The sequence below is a fragment of the Streptomyces sp. NPDC002817 genome (assembly GCF_053592055.1).
Window position 1 is genome coordinate 38108 of the sequence record NZ_JBSFUY010000025.1, and the last position, 23171, is coordinate 61278.

The following is a 23171-nucleotide window of genomic DNA, read 5'->3' on the forward strand; positions in this document are numbered from 1 at the left end:
AAAAACGGAGGCGGTCCACCACACACGGCTGCGACGATCTGCCGGTGACCGCCACCCGGAAGTTCCTCACGCGCGACGACCTCGCACCGCTCGCCCACACCGCCCTGGGCCCCCACCGCACCCTGGCCGCCGTGACCCGGCTGCGCGGCGGCTCCAAGAAGGGCGTCTACCGGCTCGCCCTCGACGACGGGAGCACGGCGGTCGCCTACGTCTGGTCGGCCGACGAGGACTACTGGGACTCCGGCCCCTCCGACCTGCGCGACCCCTTCTCGGCGGGCTCGAGTCTCGACGTGTTCACGGCCGCCCACGACCGCCTCGTCGCGGCCGGCGTCCGCACGCCCCGTCTCCTGCACGCCGACGCCACGCACACCCACGTCCCCGCGGACGTGGCGATCATGGAGGACCTCACGGGCGGCAGCCTGGAGGAGGCCCTGGAGAGGGACCCGACCGCGGCCCGCGCCTCCCTGGAGCGGCTGGCCGGCGAGCTCGCGCTCCTGCACGCGCACGAGGGCCCGGACTTCGGGAAGGTCGTGGTCGTCGACAACGGCGGTAACTCGGAAGCGAGTTCCTGCGAGCGGCGGATCACCGAGGGCGCGCTGCGCGACATCGCCGCCACCGCCCCACGAGACGCCCGGATCGCCGCCGTGGCGGACCGACTGGCGGCCAGGGTCGAGGAGTTGGCCGCCGCCGTCCGCCCGCGCGCCCGCCACACCCTGATCCACGGTGAACTCGGCCCCGACCACGTCCTGCTGGACGCCGACGGCCGTCCCGCCCTCATCGACATCGAAGGCCTGATGTACTTCGACGCGGAGTGGGAGCACGTCTTCCTGCGGATCCGCTTCGGGCCGCGCTACGACGTCCTGCGCGTCCCAGGGCTGGACGAGGACCGCCTCGCGCTCTACCGCCTGGCGATGCACCTCAGCCTGGTGGCCGGACCGCTGCGGCTCCTCGACGGGGATTTCCCAAGGCCCGGCCCGATGCGGGCAATCGCTGAGTCAAATCTCTTGCGTGTGCTGGAGCTCGTGGAAGCATGATCGTATGAACGAGGTGCTGGGGATCGTGGGCGCCGTGGTGATCACGGTCGGCCTGGCCATCGGTACGGCCGCCGTCACCAAGGGCTGGCTTCTCCCGGGCCGGGGGAGCGCCAAGATACTCCGGCCCAGGGTGTGGGGTTACGGCACGCTGCTGAACCAGGCCGGGACGGGCGCGTTCCTCTTCCTGGGCCCGCTCGACGCCTCGCACCACCCCGGCTTCTTCCCGTTCGCGCTGGCCGGCGCGGCCGTGGCCATGCTCGGCCTGTACGTGCAGCGCCGGGCCCAGTTCCCGGCGGGCGCCGGAGCTACGAGGACCTCCTCCTGATCTTCGATCCCAGCCACACCAGCGGGTCGTACTTGCGGTCCACCGCCCGCTCCTTCAGCGGGATCAGCGCATTGTCCGTGATCTTGATGCCCTCGGGGCAGACCTCCGTGCAGCACTTGGTGATGTTGCAGTAGCCGAGACCGTGTTCGTCCTGGGCCGTCTTCTTGCGGTCCAGGCCGCTCTCGTCCGCCGCGTCCAGCGGATGCATGTCCAGCTCGGCGACCCGCATCAGGAAGCGGGGGCCGGCGAACGCCGGTTTGTTCTCCTCGTGGTCACGGACCACATGGCAGGTGTCCTGGCACAGGAAGCACTCGATGCACTTGCGGAACTCCTGCGAGCGGTCCACGTCCTCCTGCATCATCCGGTACTCGCCGGGACCCAGGTCCGCCGGCGGTACGAAGGCCGGGACCTCGCGTGCCTTCTCGTAGTTGAAGCCGACGTCCGTGACCAGGTCGCGGACGATCGGGAAGGCACGCAGGGGAGTGACGGTGATCGTCTCCTCCCGGGTGAAGACCGACATCCGGGTCATGCACAGCAGCCGCGGCCGGCCGTTGATCTCCGCCGAACACGAACCGCACTTGCCCGCCTTGCAGTTCCAGCGCACGGCGAGGTCGGGGGCCTGGGTGGCCTGGAGGCGGTGGATGATGTCCAGGACCACTTCGCCGTCGTTGACCTCGACCGCGAAGTCCTCCAGGCCGCCGCCCTTCACATCGCCGCGCCACACCTTGAAGCGGGCCTTGTAGCTGCTCACTCGTACAGCTCCTCTTCGGCGAGGTACTTGACCAGCTCCTCCTTGTCGAAGAGGGCGAGCAGGTCGGAACGGATGGGGTCGGTGGTCTCACGGGTGAGCTCGATCTGGCCGCGGACCGGGTCGGTGGCTGCCAGTCCGCCGGTGGGATCGGTGAGTTGGCACAGCAGGTTGAGACGGCGCCACTTGCGGTCCATCGTCGGATGGTCCTCGCGGGTGTGCCCGCCGCGCGACTCCGTGCGCTCCAGCGCGGCCCGCGCCACGCACTCGCTGACCAGCAGCATGTTCCTGAGGTCCAGGGCGAGATGCCAGCCGGGGTTGAACTGGCGGTGGCCCTCGACGCCGGCCCGCCGGGCCCGTACCCGCAACTCGGCCAGCTTCTCCAGGGCCTGCTTCATCTCGGGCTCGCGGCGGATGATGCCGACGAGGTCGTTCATGGCCTGCTGGAGCTCCTGGTGGAGGGTGTACGGGTTCTCCGGCGGACGCGCGTCCTGCGCGCCCGTCTCCGGGTACTCCGCCGAGTAGGGGCGCAGCGCCTCCGCGGCCGCCGCGTCGATCTGGATCTCATGCACCGCGGGGCGTTCGAACGCCTGGGCCGCCGCGTACTCGGACGCGTGCAGGCCCGCCCTGCGGCCGAACACCAGCAGATCGGACAGGGAGTTGCCGCCGAGCCGGTTCGAGCCGTGCATGCCGCCCGCGACCTCGCCGGCCGCGTACAGCCCCGGCACCCCGCGTGCGGCGGCCGTGTCGGACTCGACCGCGATGCCGCCCATCACGTAGTGACAGGTGGGCCCGACCTCCATCGCCTCCGCGGTGATGTCGACGTCCGCCAGCTCCTTGAACTGGTGGTACATGGACGGCAGCCGGCGCTTGATGACCTCGGCGGGCATCCGCGTCGACACGTCCAGGAAGACCCCGCCGTGCGGGGAGCCGCGGCCCGCCTTCACCTCGGAGTTGATGGCCCTGGCGACCTCGTCGCGGGGGAGGAGTTCGGGGGGACGCCGGTTGTTGTCCGGGTCCTCGTACCAGCGGTCGCCCTCGGCCTCCGACTCGGCGTACTTCTCCTTGAAGACGTCCGGGACGTAGTCGAACATGAACCGCTTGCCCTCGGAGTTGCGCAGCACGCCGCCGTCCCCGCGGACGGATTCCGTGACGAGGATGCCCTTCACCGACGGCGGCCAGACCATGCCCGTCGGGTGGAACTGCACGAACTCCATGTTCAGCAGGGGCGCGCCCGCCAGCAGCGCCAGCGCGTGGCCGTCGCCGGTGTACTCCCACGAGTTCGACGTCACCTTGAAGGACTTGCCGATACCGCCCGTCGCGATGACCACGGACGGGGCTTCCAGGACGAAGAAGCGGCCGGATTCCCGCTCGTAGGCGAAGACCCCGGAGACCCGGTTCCCGTCCTTGAGGACGCGGGTGACCGTGCACTCCTGGAAGACCTTCAGACGGGACTCGTAGTCGCCGGTCTCCTTCTTGTCCTGCTGCTGCAGCGAGACGATCTTCTGCTGGAGGGTCCGGATGAGTTCGAGCCCCGTGCGGTCGCCGACGTGGGCGAGGCGCGGGTACTCGTGGCCGCCGAAGTTGCGCTGGGATATCCGGCCGTCCTTGGTGCGGTCGAACAGGGCACCCCAGGTCTCCAGCTCCCACACCCGGTCCGGGGCCTCCTGCGCGTGCAGTTCGGCCATCCGCCACTGGTTGAGGAACTTGCCGCCGCGCATGGTGTCGCGGAAGTGGACCTGCCAGCTGTCGTGCTCGTTGGCGTTGGCCATCGCCGCCGCGATGCCGCCCTCGGCCATGACGGTGTGCGCCTTGCCGAAGAGGGACTTGCAGATGACGGCCGTACGGGCGCCCCGCTCGCGTGCCTCGATGGCGGCGCGGAGGCCCGCGCCCCCCGCACCGACCACGACGACGTCCCACTCCTGGCGATCGACCACGGACATCAGAAGAACCTCGGATCATCGAAAGCGCCTGAGGCGACCAGGAACACGTAGAAGTCGGCGACGGCCACACTCACCAATGACGCCCAGGCCAGGGCCATGTGACGGGCATTCAGTTTTCCGATGAACTGCCAGGCCCGGTAGCGCACGGGGTGTTTGGAGAAGTGCTTGAGCTTGCCGCCGACGATGTGCCGGCAGGAGTGGCAGGAGAGGGTGTACGCCCAGATCAGAGCGATGTTGACCAGGAACACCAGGGTGCCGAGGCCCATGTGGCCCCATGCGTAGTGCTCGTCGCGGAAGGCGAGCACGGTGTCGTAGGTGAGGATCCCGGCGACGGCGATCGCGGCGTAGAAGAAGTACCGGTGGAGGTTCTGGAGGATCAGCGGGAAACGGGTCTCACCGGAGTACTTCTTGTGCGGTTCGGCCACCGCACAGGCCGGTGGGGACGCCCAGAAGCCGCGGTAGTAGGCCTTGCGGTAGTAGTAGCAGGTCAGGCGGAAGCCGAGCGGGAAGATCAGGATGATGACGGCGGGGGAGATGCCCCACCAGCCGCCGAAGATCTCCCAGTTGGGGCCGTTGCGCATCGGCTCGCATCGCTCGGCCAGACAGGGCGAGTAGAACGGCGACACATACGGCGCCGCGTAGTAGTCCGTGTCGGCGAAGGCCCGCCACGTCGAGTAGACGATGAACGCGAGCAGCCCGGCGGTGGTGGCGGCGGGGGCCAGCCACCAGCGGTCGGTCCGCAGATGCGGGGCGTCGATCGCGGCGCGTGTACCCGTTCGTACACCGCCGCTGTTCAGATGGGGTTCCGTACCAGTGGCCAACGCATGACTCCGGTCGGGTTCAGGGGGCGTGGCGGTCGCGGGCGCCGAGTCCCTCGTCGTCCGAGTCCGTCCAGAGGGTGTTGTCGTACGGGGTGTCGGGGATGGAGACCAGATCGGGACGCTTGGCTTTCGCGAGCGCCGGGTCGGCGTCCTTCAGCAGTACGAGGCTCTCTCGGAGACGGTCGGCGTCCATGCGGACGCGGCGCATCTCGATACCACCGCTGCCCAACTGCTGTTCCAGGCGTTTCACATACCGGAGCAGCTCGTCGAGACAGCGCTGGGCCGATGCCAGTTCATCGTGCAGGGCCATGACGTGACCTCACTTAGGGCGGCAACGTTCATGTGCGCCTGCGAGTGTTGCGCGTCACACCTGCCGATGTGAAGGGACGTGCACGGATTGGCGGATCGTGAGCCTCCGTGCGCGCCCCCAGTACGCCCTGGATTGCGCCGCATGGGTGGGCTTCGGCGCCGCCTTCGCCGTGTCGCCGCCCCCTGCCGAACCCTTTCCTCTTCAGTGGCCGCATACATCTGATCAACTCCATATACCGCCAAACGTGATCCAAACCGGCGGTGCACCCCCGGAGGTATGTGGCATGTCCCACGACGGCGTCGGCCTGCGCGCGGTCATGCGCTCGGTCGCCTTCCTCACCGCGGGTGCGCTGGCCGTGCCCGCGCTCGCCGGCTGCAGTGCGAAGGATCCGGCCGGCAAACCGCTCGCCGAGCCGGACGTCGCGCCCGTCGCCCGGGCGATGGTCGCCGACGGCGGCAGTCTGAGTTGGGCCGTGGACTCGGTGCCGGAGACGTTGAACACGTTCCAGGCGGACGCCGACGGCACCACCACCCGTGTCGCCCAGGCCGTCCTGCCCTCGATGTACCGGCTCGACGCCAACGGGCGTCCGCAGGTCAGCCCCGACTACCTGGAGAAGGCCGAGGTCGTCGAGACCGAGCCCAAGCAGGTCGTGCTGTACAAGCTCAACCAGCAGGCGGTGTGGAGCGACGGCCGGGAGATCGGTGCCGCCGACTTCGCCGCGCAGTGGCGTGCCCTGTCCGGCAAGGACACCGCGTACTGGACGGCCCGCAACGCCGGCTACGACCGCATCGAGAGGATCGAGCGCGGGAAGAACGACCTGGAGGTCAAGGTCACCTTCGAGCGGCCGTACGCCGACTGGAAGTCGCTGTTCTCGCCGCTGTACCCGAAGGACGTCATGGGCACCCCGGACTCCTTCAACGACGGGGCGCGCAAGAAGCTCAAGGTCACCGCAGGGCCGTACCGGCTCAAGGAGGTCGACCGCAAGGACGACCAGGTCACCCTCGACCGCAACCCGCGCTGGTGGGGCCACCCCGCCAAGCTGGACGAGATCGTGCTGCGGGCCGTGCCGCGCGAAGAGCGCGCCGCCGCGCTGGCCGCAGGCAGGCTCGACCTGGCCGAGATCGACCCGGAGTCCGTCAAGCGGATCACCGTCGCCGCCGGTCCCAAGCGCGGCGCGAGCAGCACCCCGCTGATGGGCCCCGGCAGCGACCTCAGCGCCGCCGACTCGCTGCGCTCCTGGGCCGTCGCCAACGGCTCCGACGAGGAGGCCGCCGACGACGAGATCAGCGCCCGCGAGAAGCAGCGGACGGCGGTCGCGACGTACGCCCGTCAGCAGCAGGCGCTGCGCGGGTTCGAGGTCCGCCGCTCCCTGGAGCCCGCCTACACCCAGCTCGCCCTCAACGGCGCCGACGGCCCCCTCGCCGACGAGCGGGTGCGCCGTGCCGTGGCCCGTGCCCTGGACCGGGAGGCCCTCGCCTCGGTGGTCCTCACGCCGCTCGGCCTGCCCGCCGAACCGGTCGGCAGCCACCTCGCGCTCTCCGGCCAGGCCGCGTACGCCGACAACAGCGGCGCGCTCGGCGGCCAGGACACCGCGGAGGCGCAGGCCCTGCTCACGGACGCCGGATGGGTGCGGGGCGGTCCGCTCAAGGCGGAGAAGAAGAAGGGGGAGAAGGCGGCCGGCGCCGAGGGCGAGAAGGCCGGGGAGAAGTCGGAGGACGGCGACGACGACACGTACATCGTCGGCGAGGACGACAAGGCGCGCGGTGAGGCCGACCGGGAGAAGAAGAAGGACCCCAAGCACCTCGCGCAGGACGGCAAGCAGTACGCGAACAAGCTGAAGCAGGGCGGGGCGCCGGGTGCGTACGCCCCGCGGGGCACCGCCGCGCCGGCGGGCACCGCGGCGGGCGCGCTGGCCAAGGACGGCAAGCCGCTCACGCTCCGCTTCGTGCTGCCGTCGGGTCCGGGCTCGCAGACCCTGGGTACGGTGGCCGACCGGGTCTCGGCGATGCTGCGGAAGGTCGGTATCCGCACCGAGATCTCCAAGGTCGAGGACGAGAGCTACTTCAAGGACCACATTGCGTCGGGCCAGTACGACCTCGCGCTGTACTCCTGGCCCGCCTCCGCCTTCCCCGCCACCGACGGCCGCCCGATCTACGCCAAGCCGGTGCCGGCGGCCGACGGCTCCCTGAACGTCGAGCAGAACTACACGCGGGTCGGCACCGACCAGGTGGACCAGCTCTTCGACCAGGCGGTGGCGACGCTGGACGAGCGCGAGAGCCGGGGCCTGATCCGCAAGGCCGACTCCCGCATCTGGGCGGCGGCCGGATCCATCCCGCTGTACCAGCGGCCCCAGCTGACGGCCGTGAGGAAGAACGTGGTGAACGCGGGGGCCTTCGGCTTCGGGACTCCGGTCTACGAGGACATGGGCTTCCTGAGGAAGGGCGCGAAGCCGGCGGCGAGCCCCACGGCGAAGTAGGAGATCATTCCCTTCAGCACACGATCGGCCGCCACCCCGCGACGAGCGGGGTGGCGGCCGTCGTACGGCCGGGGAGAGGGACGACGGGGATGCGTACGGAGAAGCTGACCCGGCTGGCCGACCCCGTCGTGATCAAGAAGAGGACGGCGTCCTAGAAGGCCAGGCTCAGGTCCTACGACACCCTGATGTACCGGCCCACGGTGAGCCCCGTGCCGGACGGTACGAACACCGGGGCGGTGATCCTCGCGCTGGGCAGGCACCTGAAGGTCGAGGAGCCGCTCGCCGACCCCTCCGACAACGAGGACACCCGGTACGGCACCTACTACGACGTGGAGACGGAACTCACGAAGGGCACGTACTACTCCTGGGACGCCCTCAAAATGGTCGACGCCGACTTCACGTACACCTGCGACGGCGGCGAGCCGGTCAAAGGGCACGTACGCAGCCGGGACACCGCCGGCATCGGCTTCCTCTCGTGCGCCGACGACCCCCGTGAGGACACCGCCGCGCACGAGGCCGCGGTGCGGAGCTGCCCGGCCGGATCCCGTGCCGTCGGGGAGGCCTGAGTCCCCTGCGGAGGCCGTCCCCGTCAACGCCACGTACCATGGGGTGAGGCCGTGGCATGTACAGCCCGGCAGGGTCCGCGTAACACCAGACGTACGCGACGCCCCTTCCTAAGACTCCGGGAGTACGCCGCAATATGGCCACGCGCCACGACATCCGCAATGTCGCCATCGTCGCCCACGTCGACCACGGCAAGACGACTCTGGTCGATGCCATGCTCAAGCAGGCCGGTGCCTTCGCCGCGCACGCTGCGGAGTCGCTCGACGACCGCATGATGGACTCGAACGACCTGGAGCGTGAGAAGGGCATCACGATCCTCGCCAAGAACACGGCGGTGAAGTACCACCCCAAGGACGGGGGGGACGTCATCACCATCAACATCATCGACACCCCCGGTCACGCCGACTTCGGCGGCGAGGTGGAGCGCGGCCTGTCGATGGTCGACGCCGTCGTGCTGCTGGTGGACGCCTCCGAGGGCCCGCTGCCGCAGACCCGCTTCGTGCTGCGCAAGGCGCTCCAGCAGCGTCTGCCCGTCATCCTGTGCATCAACAAGACCGACAGGTCGGACTCCCGGATCGACGAGGTCGTCAACGAGACCTACGACCTCTTCCTGGACCTGGAGGCCGACGAGGACCAGATCGAGTTCCCGATCGTCTACGCGTGTGCGCGTGACGGTGTCGCCTCGCTGACCAAGCCGGAGGACGGCACGGTTCCGCAGGACAGCGACAGCCTGGAGCCGTTCTTCTCCACGATCCTCTCGCACGTCCCGGCCCCGCAGTTCGACACCGAGGCCCCGCTCCAGGCGCACGTCACCAACCTGGACGCCGACAACTTCCTCGGCCGTATCGCGCTGCTGCGCGTCGAGCAGGGCGAGCTGCGCAAGGGCCAGACCGTCACGTGGATCAAGCGCGACGGCACGATGTCCAACGTGCGCATCACCGAGCTGCTGATGACCGAGGCGCTCACCCGCAAGCCGGCCGAGATGGCCGGCCCCGGTGACATCTGTGCCGTGGCCGGTATCCCGGACATCATGATCGGTGAGACCCTCGCCGACCCCGAGAACCCGATCGCGCTCCCGCTGATCACGGTCGACGAGCCGGCGATCTCCATGACCATCGGTACGAACACCTCACCGCTGGTCGGCCGCGGCGGCACCGGCAAGGGCGCCTCGGCCAAGGCCGCGGTCAAGGACCGCAAGGTCACCGCCCGTCAGGTCAAGGACCGCCTGGACCGCGAGCTGGTCGGTAACGTCTCGCTCCGCGTGCTGGACACCGAGCGTCCCGACGCCTGGGAGGTGCAGGGCCGCGGCGAGCTGGCGCTGGCCATCCTGGTCGAGCAGATGCGCCGTGAGGGCTTCGAGCTGACCATCGGCAAGCCTCAGGTGGTCACCCAGGAGATCGACGGCAAGGTCCACGAGCCGGTCGAGCGCATGACGATCGACGTCCCCGAGGAGCACATGGGCGCGGTCACGCAGCTCATGGGCGTCCGCAAGGGCCGGATGGACAACATGTCCAACCATGGTTCGGGCTGGGTCCGCCTGGAGTTCGTCGTCCCCTCCCGCGGCCTCATCGGCTTCCGGACCGAGTTCCTGACCGGCACGCGCGGCACGGGCATCGCCCACTCCATCCACGAGGGCCACGAGCCGTGGTTCGGCGTCCTGACGACCCGTAACAACGGTTCGCTGGTCGCCGACCGCGCGGGCGCCGTCACCGCCTTTGCGATGACGAACCTCCAGGAGCGCGGCGTGCTGTTCACCGACCCCGGCACCGAGGTGTACGAGGGCATGATCGTCGGCGAGAACTCCCGCGCCGACGACATGGACGTGAACATCACCAAGGAGAAGAAGCTCACCAACATGCGTTCGGCCGCGGCCGACTCGTTCGAGGCGATCGTGCCGCCGCGCAAGCTGTCGCTCGAGCAGTCGCTGGAGTTCTGCCGTGACGACGAGTGCGTCGAGGTGACCCCGGAGGCGGTTCGCATCCGCAAGGTCGTGCTCGACCAGCGTGACCGCGCCCGTACCGCGAGCCGCGCCAAGCACGGCTGACAATCGGTCGCTTGAAGCCCGGGTGCCCTCATCTTGAGGGTGCCCGGGCTTTTTGCAACTCATTTTCAGTCGGGTTCCTGTGGGCGATGTCCGTAATGCGGAGATCCACGCCCGATACACATGTAACACGTCCGTTTCGCGGCCTTATCCCGCCAGACGGTTTGTCCAAATTTCGGAAGATGTACGCGCCAGCTGTGACTGAATCGAGATTTAAAGACAGTGGTCGCCGGTTGGCTCATGGCAGATAGTTAGCCGCGTAGCGCTCGGGTCAATGGGTCTCGCGCCGTGGGGACGGCGCCGACTCTCGAGCACCAGGGGGTGTCTGACCCTCCGTCAGGGGTGTCGGAGGAAAGACATGAACCCCCTCCTGTTGGTGAACACGTGGAGTCATGAGGAGGAGTCCCATGCGCGGTGTCACAAGCACCAGGTGGGTCACAGCGTCCGCAGTAGTCGGCAACTGCGCCCCGGCGCACGGCGATCGGCTCTGAAGGGCCACGCCCTTACCACTACGCGCGTCCGGCTGCGGGTTCTTCCGTGGGCCGTGCGTCGCCGCTGACGCTTCTTCATGATCCGAACCGCGATCGCGCACCTCTCGCGCCGGTCGCCGGTTCGGCACACCCACACCTGTGAAATGGGCGAACTGTGACAAGTCCTATCGACATCGAGGGCGGCGGTACGTCGGTCGTCGTCGACGGCGAGAAAGCGCCGAAGACGAAACCGGAAGAGGCCAAGCAGCTCGAGGGCCGCTCTCCGGGTCAGCTGATGTGGATCCGCTTCAAGCGCGACCGCACCGGAGTGATCTCGGCGTACGTCGTGATCTTCTTCTTCGTGGTCGGCCTCGCGGCCCCGCTGATAGCCAAGCTGTACGGCAAGGACCCGTACACGGTGTTCGCGGACGAACGGCCCGAACTCTTCGACAGCGCCGGTGTGCCGATCCAGCCCAACGGCGGCATCAGCGGCGAGTTCTGGTTCGGCCTGGAGCCCGGCAACGGCTACGACGTCTTCACCAAGCTGATCTACGGCATCCGCAACTCCCTGATGATCTCGCTGGCGGTCACCGTCGCGACGGTGCTGACCGGCATCCTCCTGGGTATCGCGGCCGGCTATCTCGGCGGGAAGACGGACTTCTGGGTCAGCCGGGTCATCGACTTCCTCCTCGCCTTCCCGTCCCAGCTCTTCTTCATCGCGAGCATGCCGGTCATCGTCTCGCTGTTCGTCAGCCCCAGGGACGAGACACCCGTGTACGTCCGGGTCGTGGCGCTCATCTCGGTGATGTGGTTCCTGGGCTGGATGAGCCTCGCCCGCATTCTGCGCGGCACCACACTCGCCCTGCGAGAACGGGAGTTCGTCGAAGCCGCCAAGGTCAGCGGGGCGTCCCCGGTGCGCATCATCCGCAGGGAGATCCTGCCCAACGTGGTCACGCCGATCCTGGTGCAGTCGACGTACATGCTCCCCAACTTCGTGACCGCCGAGGCCGGTCTGTCCTTCCTCGGTGTCGGGCTCGTCGAACCGACGCCGGACTGGGGGCAGATGTTCTCCAAGGCATCGACCGAACTCGTGATGCAGAACGACATCACCTACATGTTCTTCCCGGGCGTTTCGATGGTCATCTTCATCGTGGCCTTCAACCTGCTCGGGGACTCGGTCAGGGACGCCTTCGATCCCAAGACGGCGCGCTGACCGCCCAGTTGTGGGCATCCTCGCCCGACAACGACCGGATGGCACCTCTGATGCCGGTCCGCACTTCAATTCGCACTGGTGACAGGCACACCGGTGACACAAGATGGGTGGAATCTGAGTGATGGGTAAGGGTGGACGCCGCGCGTACGCCGCGCTCTCACTGCTCGCGGCGGGGGCTCTCGTGCTCACCGGCTGCAGCGAGGGTGGCAGCAAGGCCAACGACAACGACAAGCAGGACAAGGAGAACGCCGAGCGGCAGCAGTCCGGCATCACCTTCGGCGACGAGAAGGCCTCGACCGGCCCGGCCGCCGAGATCAGTGGCGCCAAGGCGGGCGGCACGATCACGGTGCTGCAGCGCGACAGCTTCGCGCACCTCGACCCCGGACAGATCTACGTCTCGGACGAGATGGCCCTGTCGCAGCTGATACACCGCGGTCTGACCAGCTACAAGGCGACCAGCAACGACGGTCAGAAGCACGAGGTGGTCGGCGACCTGGCCACCGACAGCGGTACGACCACGGACGGCGGCAAGACCTGGAAGTTCACGCTGAAGGACGGGGTCAAGTGGGCCGACGGCTCCGCGATCACCGCCAAGGACGTGCGCCACACCTTCGAGCGGCTCTTCGCGCCGTTCGTCTCCAACGGCCCGACGTTCATCCAGCAGTGGATCGCCAACACCCCGGGCACGGAGTACCGCAAGCTGCTTCCGGACGGTCCGTACAAGGGCAAGCACCTGCCGGCCAGCGTCCTTGAGACGCCCGACGACAAGACGATCGTCTTCAAGTTCGAGGCGGCCAAGCCCGACCTGCCGTACGCGCTCGCCATGGCGGGCTACTCCATCGTGTCGCAGGCGAAGGACACCAAGGAGAAGTACGACAAGGCCCCCATGACCTCGGGCCCGTACAAGATCTCCGAGTTCAAGTCCGGCAAGTCGATGACGCTGGTCAAGAACACCAACTGGGACGCGAAGACCGACGCGGTCCGCCACCAGTACGTCGACACGTTCAACTTCGAGTTCAACAAGCAGTACGAGGACTCCACCAAGGCGATCCTCGACGACTCGGGCGCCAACGCGACCGCGATCAGCTTCAGCAACCAGGTCGACGCGGGCAACCTGACCAAGGTCCTCAACGACGCGGCGCTGAAGTCCCGCAGGGTCTCCGGCTACCAGCCGTACGTGGGCCAGATGAACATCAACCTGTCCCAGCCGGAGATGCAGTCGAAGGAGGTCCGCGAGGCCATCGCCTACGCCCTGCCGATCACGCCGTTCGTGCGTGCCTTCGGCGGCACCGACGCGATGGAGGTCGCAGGCGGGCTGATCAGCCCGACCGTGACCGGCTACGACGCGAAGTTCGACCCCTTCGGCAAGAAGGCCAAGCCCGCGGGCGACCCGGCCAAGGCCAAGCAGCTCCTCGAGAAGGCCGACAAGGTCGGTCTGAAGCTGACCTTCGGCTACATCAACACCCCTGAGGGCCAGCAGTACTCCACCGCCATGGCGGCGGGCCTGGAGAAGGCCGGCTTCGACGTCCAGCGCCAGGAGATCCCGGCCGAGACGTACTACGACCAGGTCAGCAAGGTCAAGAACAACTACGACATCTACCACACCGCGTGGGGTGCCGACTGGCCGAGCGCGTCGACCGTGATCCCGCCGCTGTACGACGGCCGCCAGATCCAGGACGGCGCGTCCAACTACTCGCACATCAACGACCCGAAGGTGAACGCCGACATCGACGCGGCCGCAGCCCTCACCGACCCGGTCAAGGCGGCCGCGGCCTGGAACAAGATCAACGAGTACATCGTGAAGGACGTCGTCTCCAACATCCCGACGGCGTACTACAAGCAGACCCAGATCGCCGGGTCCAAGATCGGCGGCCTTGTGTACGACGACGTCATCGGCGGCGTCGACCCGCGCAGGCTGTACGTGAAGTAACCCGTCCAAGCGGCGCCGGTCGCGCCCCCTCCCGTGACGGGACGCGACCGGCGACGCCAGGCCTGAAGCCCGAAAGCTGCCACTGAGATGCTGCGCTTCCTCTTCCGCCGGATCCTCGGCTCACTCGTGATCCTGGTCCTGCTGACCGTGGTCGCCTTCCTGCTCTTCTTCGGCATGCCCCGCGACCCGGCGCTGCTGATGTGCGGCAAGACGTGCACGCCCGACGCCCTGGCGAACATCCACCAGACGCTCGGACTCGACAAGTCGATCCCGGAGCAGTTCTGGATCTTCCTGTCGGGACTCGTGGTCGGACGCGACGACTTCGTGCAAGGGCCATGCTCGGCGCCGTGCTTCGGATACTCGTACCGCACCAACGAGGCGGTCTGGGGGACACTGCTGGACCGGCTGCCGCTGACCGCCTCACTCGCGTTGGGCGCCACCGTCGTGTTCCTGTTCGTCGGGCTCGGCACCGGCCTGCTCGCCGCCTGGAAGCGCGGCACCCTCGTCGACAAGACGTTCACCGCGGGCTCCATGGTCATCAGCTCGCTCCAGATCTACTTCCTGGGCCCGCTGGCGCTCGCCATCCTCGTGTACCAGACCCACGCCTTCGACGAGCCGAGGTACACCCCGTTCACCGACAACCCGGCCTCCTGGTTCACCGGACTGCTGATCCCCTGGGTCGTCCTGTCGACGATCTTCGCCGCGCAGTACACCCGTATGGCGCGCTCCGCGATGATCGAGCAGCTCCAGGAGGAACACGTCCGCACGGCCAAAGCCAAGGGCATGAGCGGCCGCTACGTCTTCTTCCGGTACGCCTGGCGCGGCTCCCTCATCCCCATCATCACCATCCTCGGCATCGACCTCAGCTCACTGCTCGGCGGCGCGATCATCACCGAGTACACCTTCGGACTGCCCGGTCTCGGCCGGCTCGCGGTGGACTCGGTGCAGTTCAGCGATCTGCCGCTGCTGCTCGGCGTGATGCTGTTCGCGGCCGCCATGATCCTGCTGCTCAACATTGTCGTCGACGCCTGCTACGCCCTCATCGACCCGCGCGTGCGGCTGTCCTAGGAGTTCTGTCGTGACCACTCTGACCAAGGAGGCCGGGGCACCCGTCCCGTCCGACGCGGGCGCCTTCCTCTCGGTGCGGGACCTGCACGTCAGCTTCAGGACCGAGGACGGCATCGTCCGGGCCGTCGACGGGCTCTCCTTCGACCTGGAGCGCGGCAAGACGCTGGGCATCGTCGGTGAGTCGGGCTCCGGCAAGTCCGTCACCAACCTGACCATCCTGGGGCTGCACAACCCGAAGTTCACCACCGTCGAGGGCGAGATCCTGCTGGAGGGGCAGGAGTTGACCACCGCCCGCGAGTCCGAGCTGGAGAAGCTGCGCGGCAACAAGGTCGCCATGATCTTCCAGGACCCGCTGACCGCGCTGTCGCCGTACTACACGGTGGGCCGGCAGATCGCCGAGCCCTTCATGAAGCACACCGGTGCCTCCAAGAAGGTCGCCTGGGCGCGTGCGGTGGAGATGCTCGGCAAGGTCGGCATCCCCAACCCCAAGGAGCGGGCGAAGGACTATCCGCACCAGTTCTCCGGCGGTATGCGGCAGCGCGCGATGATCGCGATGGCCCTGGTCTGCGACCCGGACCTGCTCATCGCCGACGAGCCGACGACCGCGCTGGACGTGACGGTCCAGGCGCAGATCCTGGACCTTCTGAAGGATCTCCAGCAGGAGTTCGGTTCGGCGATCGTCTTCATCACCCACGACCTCGGTGTCATCGCCGACATGGCCGACGACATCATGGTGATGTACGCGGGCGGCGCCATCGAGCGCGGCACGACGAACGAGGTGCTGCGCTCGCCGCAACATCCGTACACCTGGGGCCTGTTGAACTCGATGCCGCGCATCGACTCCGACCTCGACGCCCCGCTCGCGCCCATCCCGGGCTCGCCGCCCTCGCTGCTCAACCCGCCGTCGGGCTGCCGATTCCATCCACGCTGCACCTTCCAGGACCGGGTCGGCGGCACCCGCTGCGTCGACGAACGCCCCCTGCTGGCCCCGGACCGCGCCTCCGCCTGTCACCTCACGGCGGACCAGAAGCGGACCATCTTCGTCGAAGAGATCAAGCCCAGCCTGGGCTAGGAGGACCCGTCATGAAAGAGGACCTCGTCCTCCCCGCCCCACGAGGGGCCACCACCGACTCGCCCGGAGACCCGTTGCTGGTCGTGGAGGGGCTCACCAAGCACTTCCCGGTCAAGGGCGGCTTCCCGATCCGCCGCACGGTCGGTGCCGTGCAGGCCGTCGACGGCATCGACCTGACCGTGAACGTCGGCGAGAGCTTCGGCCTGGTCGGCGAGTCGGGCTGCGGCAAGTCGACCACCGGCCGGCTGATCACGCGGCTCATGGAGCCGACGGCCGGCAGCATCTCGTACCGCGGCAAGGACATCACGCACGCCAGTCGCAGAGAACTGGCGCCGATCCGCTCCGAGATCCAGATGATCTTCCAGGACCCGTACTCCTCGCTGAACCCGAGGCAGACGGTCGGCAAGATCATCTCCGGGCCCATGGAGATCAATCAGATCGCACCGGAGGGGGGCCGCGAGAAGCGGGTCCGTGAGCTTCTGGAGATCGTCGGTCTCAACCCCGAGCACTACAACCGCTTCCCGCACGAGTTCTCCGGCGGACAGCGTCAGCGCATCGGTGTGGCACGGGCGTTGGCCCTGGAGCCGAAGCTGATCGTCGCCGACGAGCCGGTGTCGGCCCTCGACGTCTCCATCCAGGCCCAGGTCGTGAACCTGCTGAAGCAGGTGCAGCAGGAGCTGGGCATCGCCTTCCTGTTCATCGCCCACGACCTCGCCGTCGTACGGCACTTCTCGCAGCGCGTGGCGGTCATGTACCTCGGCAAGATCATCGAGGTCGGCGACCGCAACTCCATCTACACCCGCCCTCGCCACCCCTACACCCACGCCCTGCTGTCCGCGGTGCCCGAGGTGAACCTGTCGGACGAGGACGCGCCCAACCGTGAGCGGATTCGCCTTGCCGGCGATGTGCCGTCGCCGATCTCGCCGCCGTCCGGGTGCCGGTTCCGTACGCGGTGCTGGAAGGCGCAGGACAAGTGCGCAGCCGAGGAGCCGCCGTTGGTCCGGATCTCCGGTAACCGGGACGGGCATCTGACGGCGTGCCACTTTCCGGAGGATCCGACGATCGAGGGGCGGGACGAGGACATCGTGCTGGATCCCGCGTTGGCCGCGCTGGAGGAGGAGCTGAGCGACTGATCGGTTGCCGGGGGCTGTTGTGTCTCGGCTGCGGGGCGGTGAGGGCTGGTCGCGCCCGCGCGGCGGAGCCGCAGATCGACACAGCCCCGCGCCCCTCATCAGGTGGCGCTTCGCGCCACCGTGATGATCTCCGGACTTGCCTGCGTTACCGGGGCCCTGCCCCAGTCGCCGTACTGGTTCTCGATCACCAGGCCCGCCTCAGCCAGGAACTTCTCCAGGCCCGGTGTGTCCAGGAAGCGCAGTGTGGTGGTGCTGACCTGGGGGTGGTCCCAGCGGACGCCCTCGTAGGTCTCGGTGAAGGTCACCCGGTCGCCGACGACGGGGGCTACCACCTGCTGCCACATCCACGCGACGGAGCCGTTCTCGTCGGCGGCCTCGTGCACCTGGTCCGGTGTCCAGGACTCCCAGGCGCGGGCGGCCGGGTTCAGCGTCTCGAAGACGAAGCGTCCGCCGTCCGCGAGGGCGGTCCGGACGGCACGCAGGCAGGTGCGCAGTTCCTCGTCGCCGACGAGGGTCTGGAAGGCGTGCCCGGTCATCGTGACGAGGTCGAACTCCCCGTACCAGGTACGTGAGCGCAGGTCTCCGAGCACCCACTCCGCGCCGGGCTCCCGGCGCCGTGCCTGGACCAGCATCGCGGCGGCGGGGTCGAGCCCCGTGAGCTGCCCCGGGTGTCCGGTCCGGCGGGCCGCGGCGAGTAGTCGTCCGGTGCCGCAGCCGACGTCCAGCACGGTGGGTGCGGACATCACGAGACCGAGGTAGAAGTCGTCGCCCGGACCCCACGGGTGGAGGGAGTCGTACAGCGCGGCGAGCGAGAGATCCGCGAACGAGCGATCGACCATCGCGGCAGTCTGTCACAGGTGCCGGAGCCATATGACGGGATCCCCGTATGACGAAGGCCCGTACCTGGGGAGGTACGGGCCTTCGTTCCCCTGGAGCGGACGTTCATGGGCTCGGGTCAATGGGCCGAGAAAGTCCGTTCCGCAAAGGGCGGCGGCTGACGGAAAAGGGGTGTTGTCAGACCGCTGCCTCGGGGTCCTTGGAGAGACGAGGGGCCGGAACGGTTCCCTCCGTCTCGGGGTAGTGGCACGCGGTCAGGTGGCCGGGCTTGTTGCCCTCGACCTGGACCAGCGGGGGTGCCTCGGTCGCGCACTTCTCCGTCGCCTTCCAGCAACGGGTCCGGAAGCGGCAGCCCGAGGGCGGGTTCAGAGGAGACGGTACATCGCCGGTGAGACGGATGCGCTCGCGGGTCGGTGTATCGTCCACCGTTGCCTCCGGCACGGCGGACAGCAGGGCCCGCGTGTAGGGGTGGCGGGGGTTGCCGTACAGGTCGTCGCGGTCCGCGATCTCGACGATCTTGCCGAGGTACATGACCGCCACGCGCTGCGAGAAGTGGCGTACGACGGCGAGGTCGTGGGCGATGAAGACGAACGCGATCCCCAGCTCCTGCTGCACCTTCTGCAACAGGTTCACGACCTGGGCCTGGATCGAGACGTCGAGGGCCGACACCGGCTCGTCGGCGACGATCAGCTTCGGCTCCAGGGCCAACGCCCGTGCCACACCGATGCGCTGACGCTGTCCGCCGGAGAACTCGTGCGGGAAGCGGTTGTAGTGCTCGGGGTTGAGACCGACGATCTCCAGAAGCTCACGGACCCGCTTCTCGCGGCCGCCCTCCGGGATGATGTCGTTGATCTCCATCGGACCCGAGATGATCTTGCCGACCGTCTGGCGCGGGTTCAGTGACGCGTAGGGGTCCTGGAAGATCATCTGGATCTCGGAGCGGATCGGCGCCAGTTCTCTGCGGCTGGCGTGCGTGATGTCCTTGCCGCGGTACGAGATGCTGCCGGCCGTCGGCTCCATGAGCCGCGTGATCAGCCGGCCGGTGGTCGACTTGCCGCAGCCCGACTCGCCGACCAGGCCGAGGGCCTCGCCCTCGTTCACCTGGAAGTCCAGGCCGTCGACGGCCTGCACGGCGCCGACCGTGCGGCGGATCGGGAAGCCGCCCTTGACCGGGAAGTGCTTGGTCAGGCCCGAGACGTCCAGGAGGGGGGTGGTGTTGCTCATGGTGGTGAATCCCGTCTTGTACGTCAGTGGGTCCGGGCCGCGACGTGCTCGGTGAAGAGCTCGTGCTTCTGGTCCGCCGTCAGGTGGCACGCCGAGCCCCGCCCGTCGAGGACCTTCAGACCCGGCCGCTCACTGGAGCAGAGCCCGCCGGCCACCTTCTCCGCGAAGGCGCACCGGGGGTGGAAGCGGCAGCCCGACGGCGGGTTGAGCAGCGAGGGCGGCGAGCCCGGGATCGGGGAGAGCGGCACGTCGACCGGCCCGGTCAGGCTCGGCATCGAACCCAGCAGCCCCAGCGTGTAGGGGTGGTCGGGCGCGCGCAGCACCTCCTCCTTGGTGCCCCGCTCCACACAGCGCCCGCCGTACATCACCAGCACGTCGTCCGCGATGTCGGCGATGACACCGAGGTCGTGCGTGATGAAGATGATGGCCGTGCCGAACTCCTGCTGGAGGTCCTTGAGGAGGTCCATGATCTGGGCCTGGACCGTCACGTCGAGAGCCGTGGTCGGCTCGTCGGCGATCAGCAGCTCAGGGTCGCAGACCAGGGCCATCGCGATCATCGCGCGCTGGCGCATACCGCCGGAGAACTGGTGCGGGTAGTCGTCCACCCGCATGTCCGGCTGCGGGATGCCGACCCGGCGCAGCATCTCGATCGACCGGGCCCGGGCCTCCTTGCGGGAGGCGCCGGTGTGCTTGCGGTACGTCTCGCCGATCTGCGCGCCGATGGTGTGGTACGGCGACAGGGAGGCCAGCGCGTCCTGGAAGATCATGGACATCTTGTTGCCGCGCAGTTTCTCCAGCTCGCGCTCGGAGGCGGTGATCAGCTCCTTGCCGTCGAGCAGGATCTCGCCGTCGAGCCTGGTGTTGCGCGGGTCGTGCAGGCCCAGGATCGCCATGTTGGTGACGGACTTGCCGGAGCCCGACTCACCGACGATGCCGAGGGTCTGGCCCTTCTCGACGTCGAAGGAGAGCCCGTCGACGGCCTTGACGACACCGTCCTCGGTGGAGAAGTGGACTTTGAGGTCGCGGACGGAGAGGAAGGGGGTGCTCATGGTCTCTCCTTAAGCGAGGCGCACGCGCGGGTCGATGAGGGCGTACAGGGCATCGACGACGATGTTGAAGACGACGATCGCGCCGGCGGCGACCAGCACGACACCGAGCAGCATCGGCAGGTCGTTGGTGCTGACCGCCTTGACGGAGAGCATGCCGAGGCCCTGGAGGCTGAACGTCGACTCGGTGATGATGGCACCGCCGAGCAGCACACCGAGGTCGAGGCCGAAGATGGTGACGATCGGCCCCATCGCACCGCGCCAGGCGAAGCGGAAGAAGACCGTGCGGCGGGACATGCCCTTGGCGCGGGCCGTACGGACGTAGTCCTCGCTGAGCGCCTCCACCATCTGGGAGCGCGTCATACGGGTGTAGTTGGCCGTCCAGATCAGGGACAGCACGATCCACGGCACCAGCAGACCCTTGGCCCAGGCCGCCGGGTCGTCCGTGAAGGGCGTGTAGCTGGCCCGGTCCAGCACCTGCCACTGGTCGACCAGCAGATAGGTGGCGAGGACGCCGACGACGTAGATCTGCATCGAGGACGCGACCAGCGAGGCGGAGCTCGCGATCTTGTCGAGGGCCTTGCCCTGCTTCACGGCGGCCAGCATGCCCGCGCCGATGCCGAAGGTCAGGTAGATGACCGAGCTGCCGAGCGACAGCGACAGGGTGGTCGGGAAGCGGTCCATGATGGTGCCGAGGACCGGCTCGCGGTTCTGGAACGAGTAGCCGAGGCAGGGCGCGTTGCAGTTGCCGAACGACGTGTAGTCGCGGCCGACGAAGATGCCCTTGAGCCAGTCCCAGTACTGCACAGGCAATGGATCGGCGATCCCCAGGTTCTTCCGCACCAGCTCCAGAGTCTCAGGGGTGCAGGCCTTGCCGCAGGCGATGCGGGCGGGGTCGCGCGGGGCGGCGTAGAACAGGACGAACACGATGGCGCTGATGATCAGCAGGATCACCGCGGCGCCGAGAATTCGTCGGACAAGGAAGCGGAGCATGGCAGTTGGGATTTCCTGACGGATGCCGAAGGGGGGAAGGAGGCGGGGCGGCCGGGGGCCGCCCCGCCACGAGGGCCGGTCGTCAGGCCTTCACGAACGTCTTGTAGAGCAGGGTCGCGGAGAAGTTCGGGTCGAACATCGCTCCGCCGACCTTGTTGCCGTAGACGTAGTAACGGCGCTGGTACATCTCGGGGATGATCGGCGCCACTTCTTCCATGATCCGCTTGTCGAGCGCGGCCCAGGCCTCACCGGCCTTCTTCTGGTCGGTGAGGACCATGTTCTTCTGGATGGTCTCGTCGATCCAGGAGATCTTCGTCTGCGAGACGTTGTAGAGACCGTCACCGACGCTGGCACTGTCGAACAGCGGCTGGATCATCGTGTAGGCGGTCGGCCAGTCCGGGGACCAGCCGAACCACATCACGTCGTAGCTGTTGTCGAGCTTCTGGATCTGGTCGTAGTACGAGGTGGAGTCGAGCGGCTTGATGACCGGGGTGAAGCCGGCCTCCTTCAGCGCGTTCTCGATGACGACCTTGGTCTTGTTGTACGTCGGGTCCTGCGGGAAGGCGTAGACGATCTTCACGCCCTCCTTGCCGGCCTCCTTCAGCAGCTTCTTCGCGGCGGCCGGGTCGCCCTGCGGCTTCTTCAGCTTGCCGTAGATGTCGAACTTCTCGCGGCCCAGGATGTCGGGGCTGAGGACCGTGGTCGCGAAGTCGCCGGAGGACGGGCCGCCGTAGATCTGGCGGATCTGCTGGAGCGGCCAGGCCATGTTGAGGGCCTGGCGGACCTTCAGGTCGGTGACGCGCTTGGTGTTGATCGCGTAGTAGTACGTGCCGGTGAGCAGGCCGTTGAAGGTGCGCTTCTTCAGCTCCGGGTCGGTGAGGACCTTCTGGATGCGCTCGGCGGGCACGCCCTTGTAGATGGAGACCGCGAAGGCGTCGTTGCCCTGGGAGGCGATGAGACGGTCCGTGGAGTCCAGGGTCTCGATGCCGAAGGTGAACTCGAAGCCGTCGGGGTAGTTGTTGCGGATGGAGTCGGTCGCCGGGTCCCAGTTCTTGTTGCGGACCAGCGTCATCGACTTGTCGGTCGTGTGGTTCTTGATCTTGTACGGACCAGAGGCGGCCGGGTTCTTGTCGTACTTCTCCTTGGTGTCCAGCTTCGGGGACACCGCGGCGTACGAGTGCATCGCCATCGTGAAGTTGAAGTCGGGGCGGGCCTCGGCCAGGTTGAACGTGATGGTCCGCTTGGCCTTGTCCGTCACGATCTCCGAGAGGTGCTTGCCCTTGTAGGGACCCTCGTAGGCGTCACGCCACTTGCCGCCCTTGCCGGTCAGCGCGATCTGGACGTAGCTGGCGGACTCGATGATGTACGGGGCCCACAGCCGCTCGATGCCGTGGCGCACGTCCTCGACGGTCAGCTCGCTGCCGTCCTCCCACTTCAGACCCTCCTTCAGCGTGAAGGTCCAGGTCTTGCCCGCGTTGGACATCGTGCCGGTGTCCGTGGCCAGGTCGCCGACGAGCTTCTGCGAGCCGTCCGCGGCGACCTTGTAGCCGGTCAGGCAGCGGTGCAGGAGCAGCGCGGCGGTCGAGTTGTACGCGTAGTAGATGCGACCCGGGTCCAGGTGCGAGAAGTCGTCCGGGGCCAGACCGTAGATCGTCCCGCCCTTCTTCGCCCCGGCGATCTCCGGCGCGGGGCCGGTCGAGTCCGCCGCGGTGCCGATGGTGACCTTGGAGTACGTCTTGGCACCCTCGGTCGCGCTGCCGCCGCTGCCGCCCGCGTCGCCGCTGCTGCACGCGGACAGCAGCGTCGAGCCCGCGGCCGCGACGCTTGTGGCTATGACGAAGTTTCTGCGGGAAAGAGACATGGCTGACCCGATTTCTTGTGGATAGGGATGGTGCTTGGTGTACTCCGGCCGGGCCCCGTCGC

The 23171-nt window shown here is 68.0% G+C and carries 19 protein-coding genes; 10 read left to right on the forward strand and 9 right to left on the reverse strand.

The features are described from left to right. Positions 1-44: 44 nt before the first annotated feature. Both ACWD3I_RS34775 and ACWD3I_RS34780 read left to right on the forward strand, forming a co-directional pair. Positions 45-1034 carry a phosphotransferase family protein gene (locus tag ACWD3I_RS34775; RefSeq protein ID WP_365409374.1) on the forward strand — a complete coding sequence of 330 codons (990 nt, stop codon included), beginning with the start codon at positions 45-47 and terminating at the stop codon, positions 1032-1034. 4 nt (positions 1035-1038) lie between these two features. After that, positions 1039-1359, forward strand: a complete 321-nt coding sequence (locus ACWD3I_RS34780; protein ID WP_365409377.1) for a hypothetical protein — start codon at positions 1039-1041, stop codon at positions 1357-1359. Here ACWD3I_RS34780 and ACWD3I_RS34785 read toward each other — a convergent pair. Genes ACWD3I_RS34785 through ACWD3I_RS34800 form a run of 4 tightly spaced genes read right to left on the reverse strand, consistent with a single transcriptional unit; the run spans position 1340 to position 5181 of the window. Further along, positions 1340-2110, reverse strand: a complete 771-nt coding sequence (locus ACWD3I_RS34785; protein WP_365409380.1) for a succinate dehydrogenase/fumarate reductase iron-sulfur subunit — start codon at positions 2108-2110, stop codon at positions 1340-1342. The genes ACWD3I_RS34780 and ACWD3I_RS34785 overlap by 20 nt on opposite strands. Further along, positions 2107-4050, reverse strand: a complete 1944-nt coding sequence (locus ACWD3I_RS34790; protein WP_365409383.1) for a fumarate reductase/succinate dehydrogenase flavoprotein subunit — start codon at positions 4048-4050, stop codon at positions 2107-2109. Before ACWD3I_RS34790 ends, ACWD3I_RS34785 begins: the two co-directional genes overlap by 4 nt. Beyond that, complete coding sequence (locus tag ACWD3I_RS34795) at positions 4050-4871, reverse strand: hypothetical protein (RefSeq protein WP_365409386.1); 822 nt, start codon at positions 4869-4871, stop codon at positions 4050-4052. The genes ACWD3I_RS34790 and ACWD3I_RS34795 overlap by 1 nt, the downstream gene beginning before the upstream one ends. A gap of 19 nt (positions 4872-4890) precedes the next feature. Beyond that, positions 4891-5181 (reverse strand): hypothetical protein, encoded by a 291-nt coding sequence (locus ACWD3I_RS34800; protein ID WP_365409389.1) that lies wholly within the window; start codon positions 5179-5181, stop codon positions 4891-4893. Between the two features lie 283 nt (positions 5182-5464). On the opposite strand from ACWD3I_RS34800, the gene ACWD3I_RS34805 reads away from it, so the two are divergent. From ACWD3I_RS34805 to ACWD3I_RS34840, 8 genes are all read left to right on the forward strand, one after another. Next, positions 5465-7657 carry an ABC transporter family substrate-binding protein gene (locus ACWD3I_RS34805; RefSeq protein ID WP_365409392.1) on the forward strand — a complete coding sequence of 731 codons (2193 nt, stop codon included), beginning with the start codon at positions 5465-5467 and terminating at the stop codon, positions 7655-7657. Between the two features lie 209 nt (positions 7658-7866). After that, a complete protein-coding gene (locus ACWD3I_RS34810; RefSeq protein WP_365409396.1) occupies positions 7867-8223 on the forward strand; it encodes a hypothetical protein in 357 nt (118 codons plus the stop codon). 134 nt (positions 8224-8357) lie between these two features. Next, positions 8358-10265 carry a translational GTPase TypA gene (gene typA / locus ACWD3I_RS34815; protein WP_365409398.1) on the forward strand — a complete coding sequence of 636 codons (1908 nt, stop codon included), beginning with the start codon at positions 8358-8360 and terminating at the stop codon, positions 10263-10265. Between the two features lie 642 nt (positions 10266-10907). Next, positions 10908-11945: an ABC transporter permease gene (locus ACWD3I_RS34820; RefSeq protein ID WP_365409401.1), complete on the forward strand. Its 1038-nt coding sequence runs from the start codon at positions 10908-10910 to the stop codon at positions 11943-11945. Between the two features lie 121 nt (positions 11946-12066). Then, complete coding sequence (locus ACWD3I_RS34825) at positions 12067-13875, forward strand: ABC transporter substrate-binding protein (protein WP_365409404.1); 1809 nt, start codon at positions 12067-12069, stop codon at positions 13873-13875. A gap of 87 nt (positions 13876-13962) precedes the next feature. Continuing rightward, a complete protein-coding gene (locus ACWD3I_RS34830) occupies positions 13963-14943 on the forward strand; it encodes an ABC transporter permease (RefSeq protein WP_365409407.1) in 981 nt (326 codons plus the stop codon). Positions 14944-14953: 10 nt separating this feature from the next. Then, complete coding sequence (locus ACWD3I_RS34835) at positions 14954-16015, forward strand: ABC transporter ATP-binding protein (RefSeq protein ID WP_365409410.1); 1062 nt, start codon at positions 14954-14956, stop codon at positions 16013-16015. 11 nt (positions 16016-16026) lie between these two features. Further along, entirely contained in the window at positions 16027-17148 is a 1122-nt protein-coding gene (locus ACWD3I_RS34840) for an ABC transporter ATP-binding protein (protein ID WP_451084268.1), read from the forward strand. A gap of 98 nt (positions 17149-17246) precedes the next feature. On the opposite strand, the gene ACWD3I_RS34845 is transcribed toward ACWD3I_RS34840, so the two are convergent. The 5 genes from ACWD3I_RS34845 to ACWD3I_RS34865 all read right to left on the reverse strand — a co-directional run bounded on the left by ACWD3I_RS34845 (position 17247) and on the right by ACWD3I_RS34865 (position 23109). Further along, a complete protein-coding gene (locus ACWD3I_RS34845; RefSeq protein ID WP_365414234.1) occupies positions 17247-17987 on the reverse strand; it encodes a class I SAM-dependent methyltransferase in 741 nt (246 codons plus the stop codon). 175 nt (positions 17988-18162) lie between these two features. Continuing rightward, positions 18163-19209 carry an ABC transporter ATP-binding protein gene (locus ACWD3I_RS34850; protein WP_384171518.1) on the reverse strand — a complete coding sequence of 349 codons (1047 nt, stop codon included), beginning with the start codon at positions 19207-19209 and terminating at the stop codon, positions 18163-18165. 23 nt (positions 19210-19232) lie between these two features. Continuing rightward, positions 19233-20258, reverse strand: a complete 1026-nt coding sequence (locus tag ACWD3I_RS34855; protein ID WP_267014937.1) for an ABC transporter ATP-binding protein — start codon at positions 20256-20258, stop codon at positions 19233-19235. A 9-nt stretch (positions 20259-20267) separates the two neighbouring features. Continuing rightward, positions 20268-21248, reverse strand: coding sequence for an ABC transporter permease (locus ACWD3I_RS34860; protein ID WP_046260616.1), 981 nt, complete (start codon positions 21246-21248; stop codon positions 20268-20270). A gap of 82 nt (positions 21249-21330) precedes the next feature. After that, positions 21331-23109 (reverse strand): ABC transporter substrate-binding protein, encoded by a 1779-nt coding sequence (locus ACWD3I_RS34865; protein WP_365401418.1) that lies wholly within the window; start codon positions 23107-23109, stop codon positions 21331-21333. Between the last annotated feature and the right edge of the window lie 62 nt (positions 23110-23171).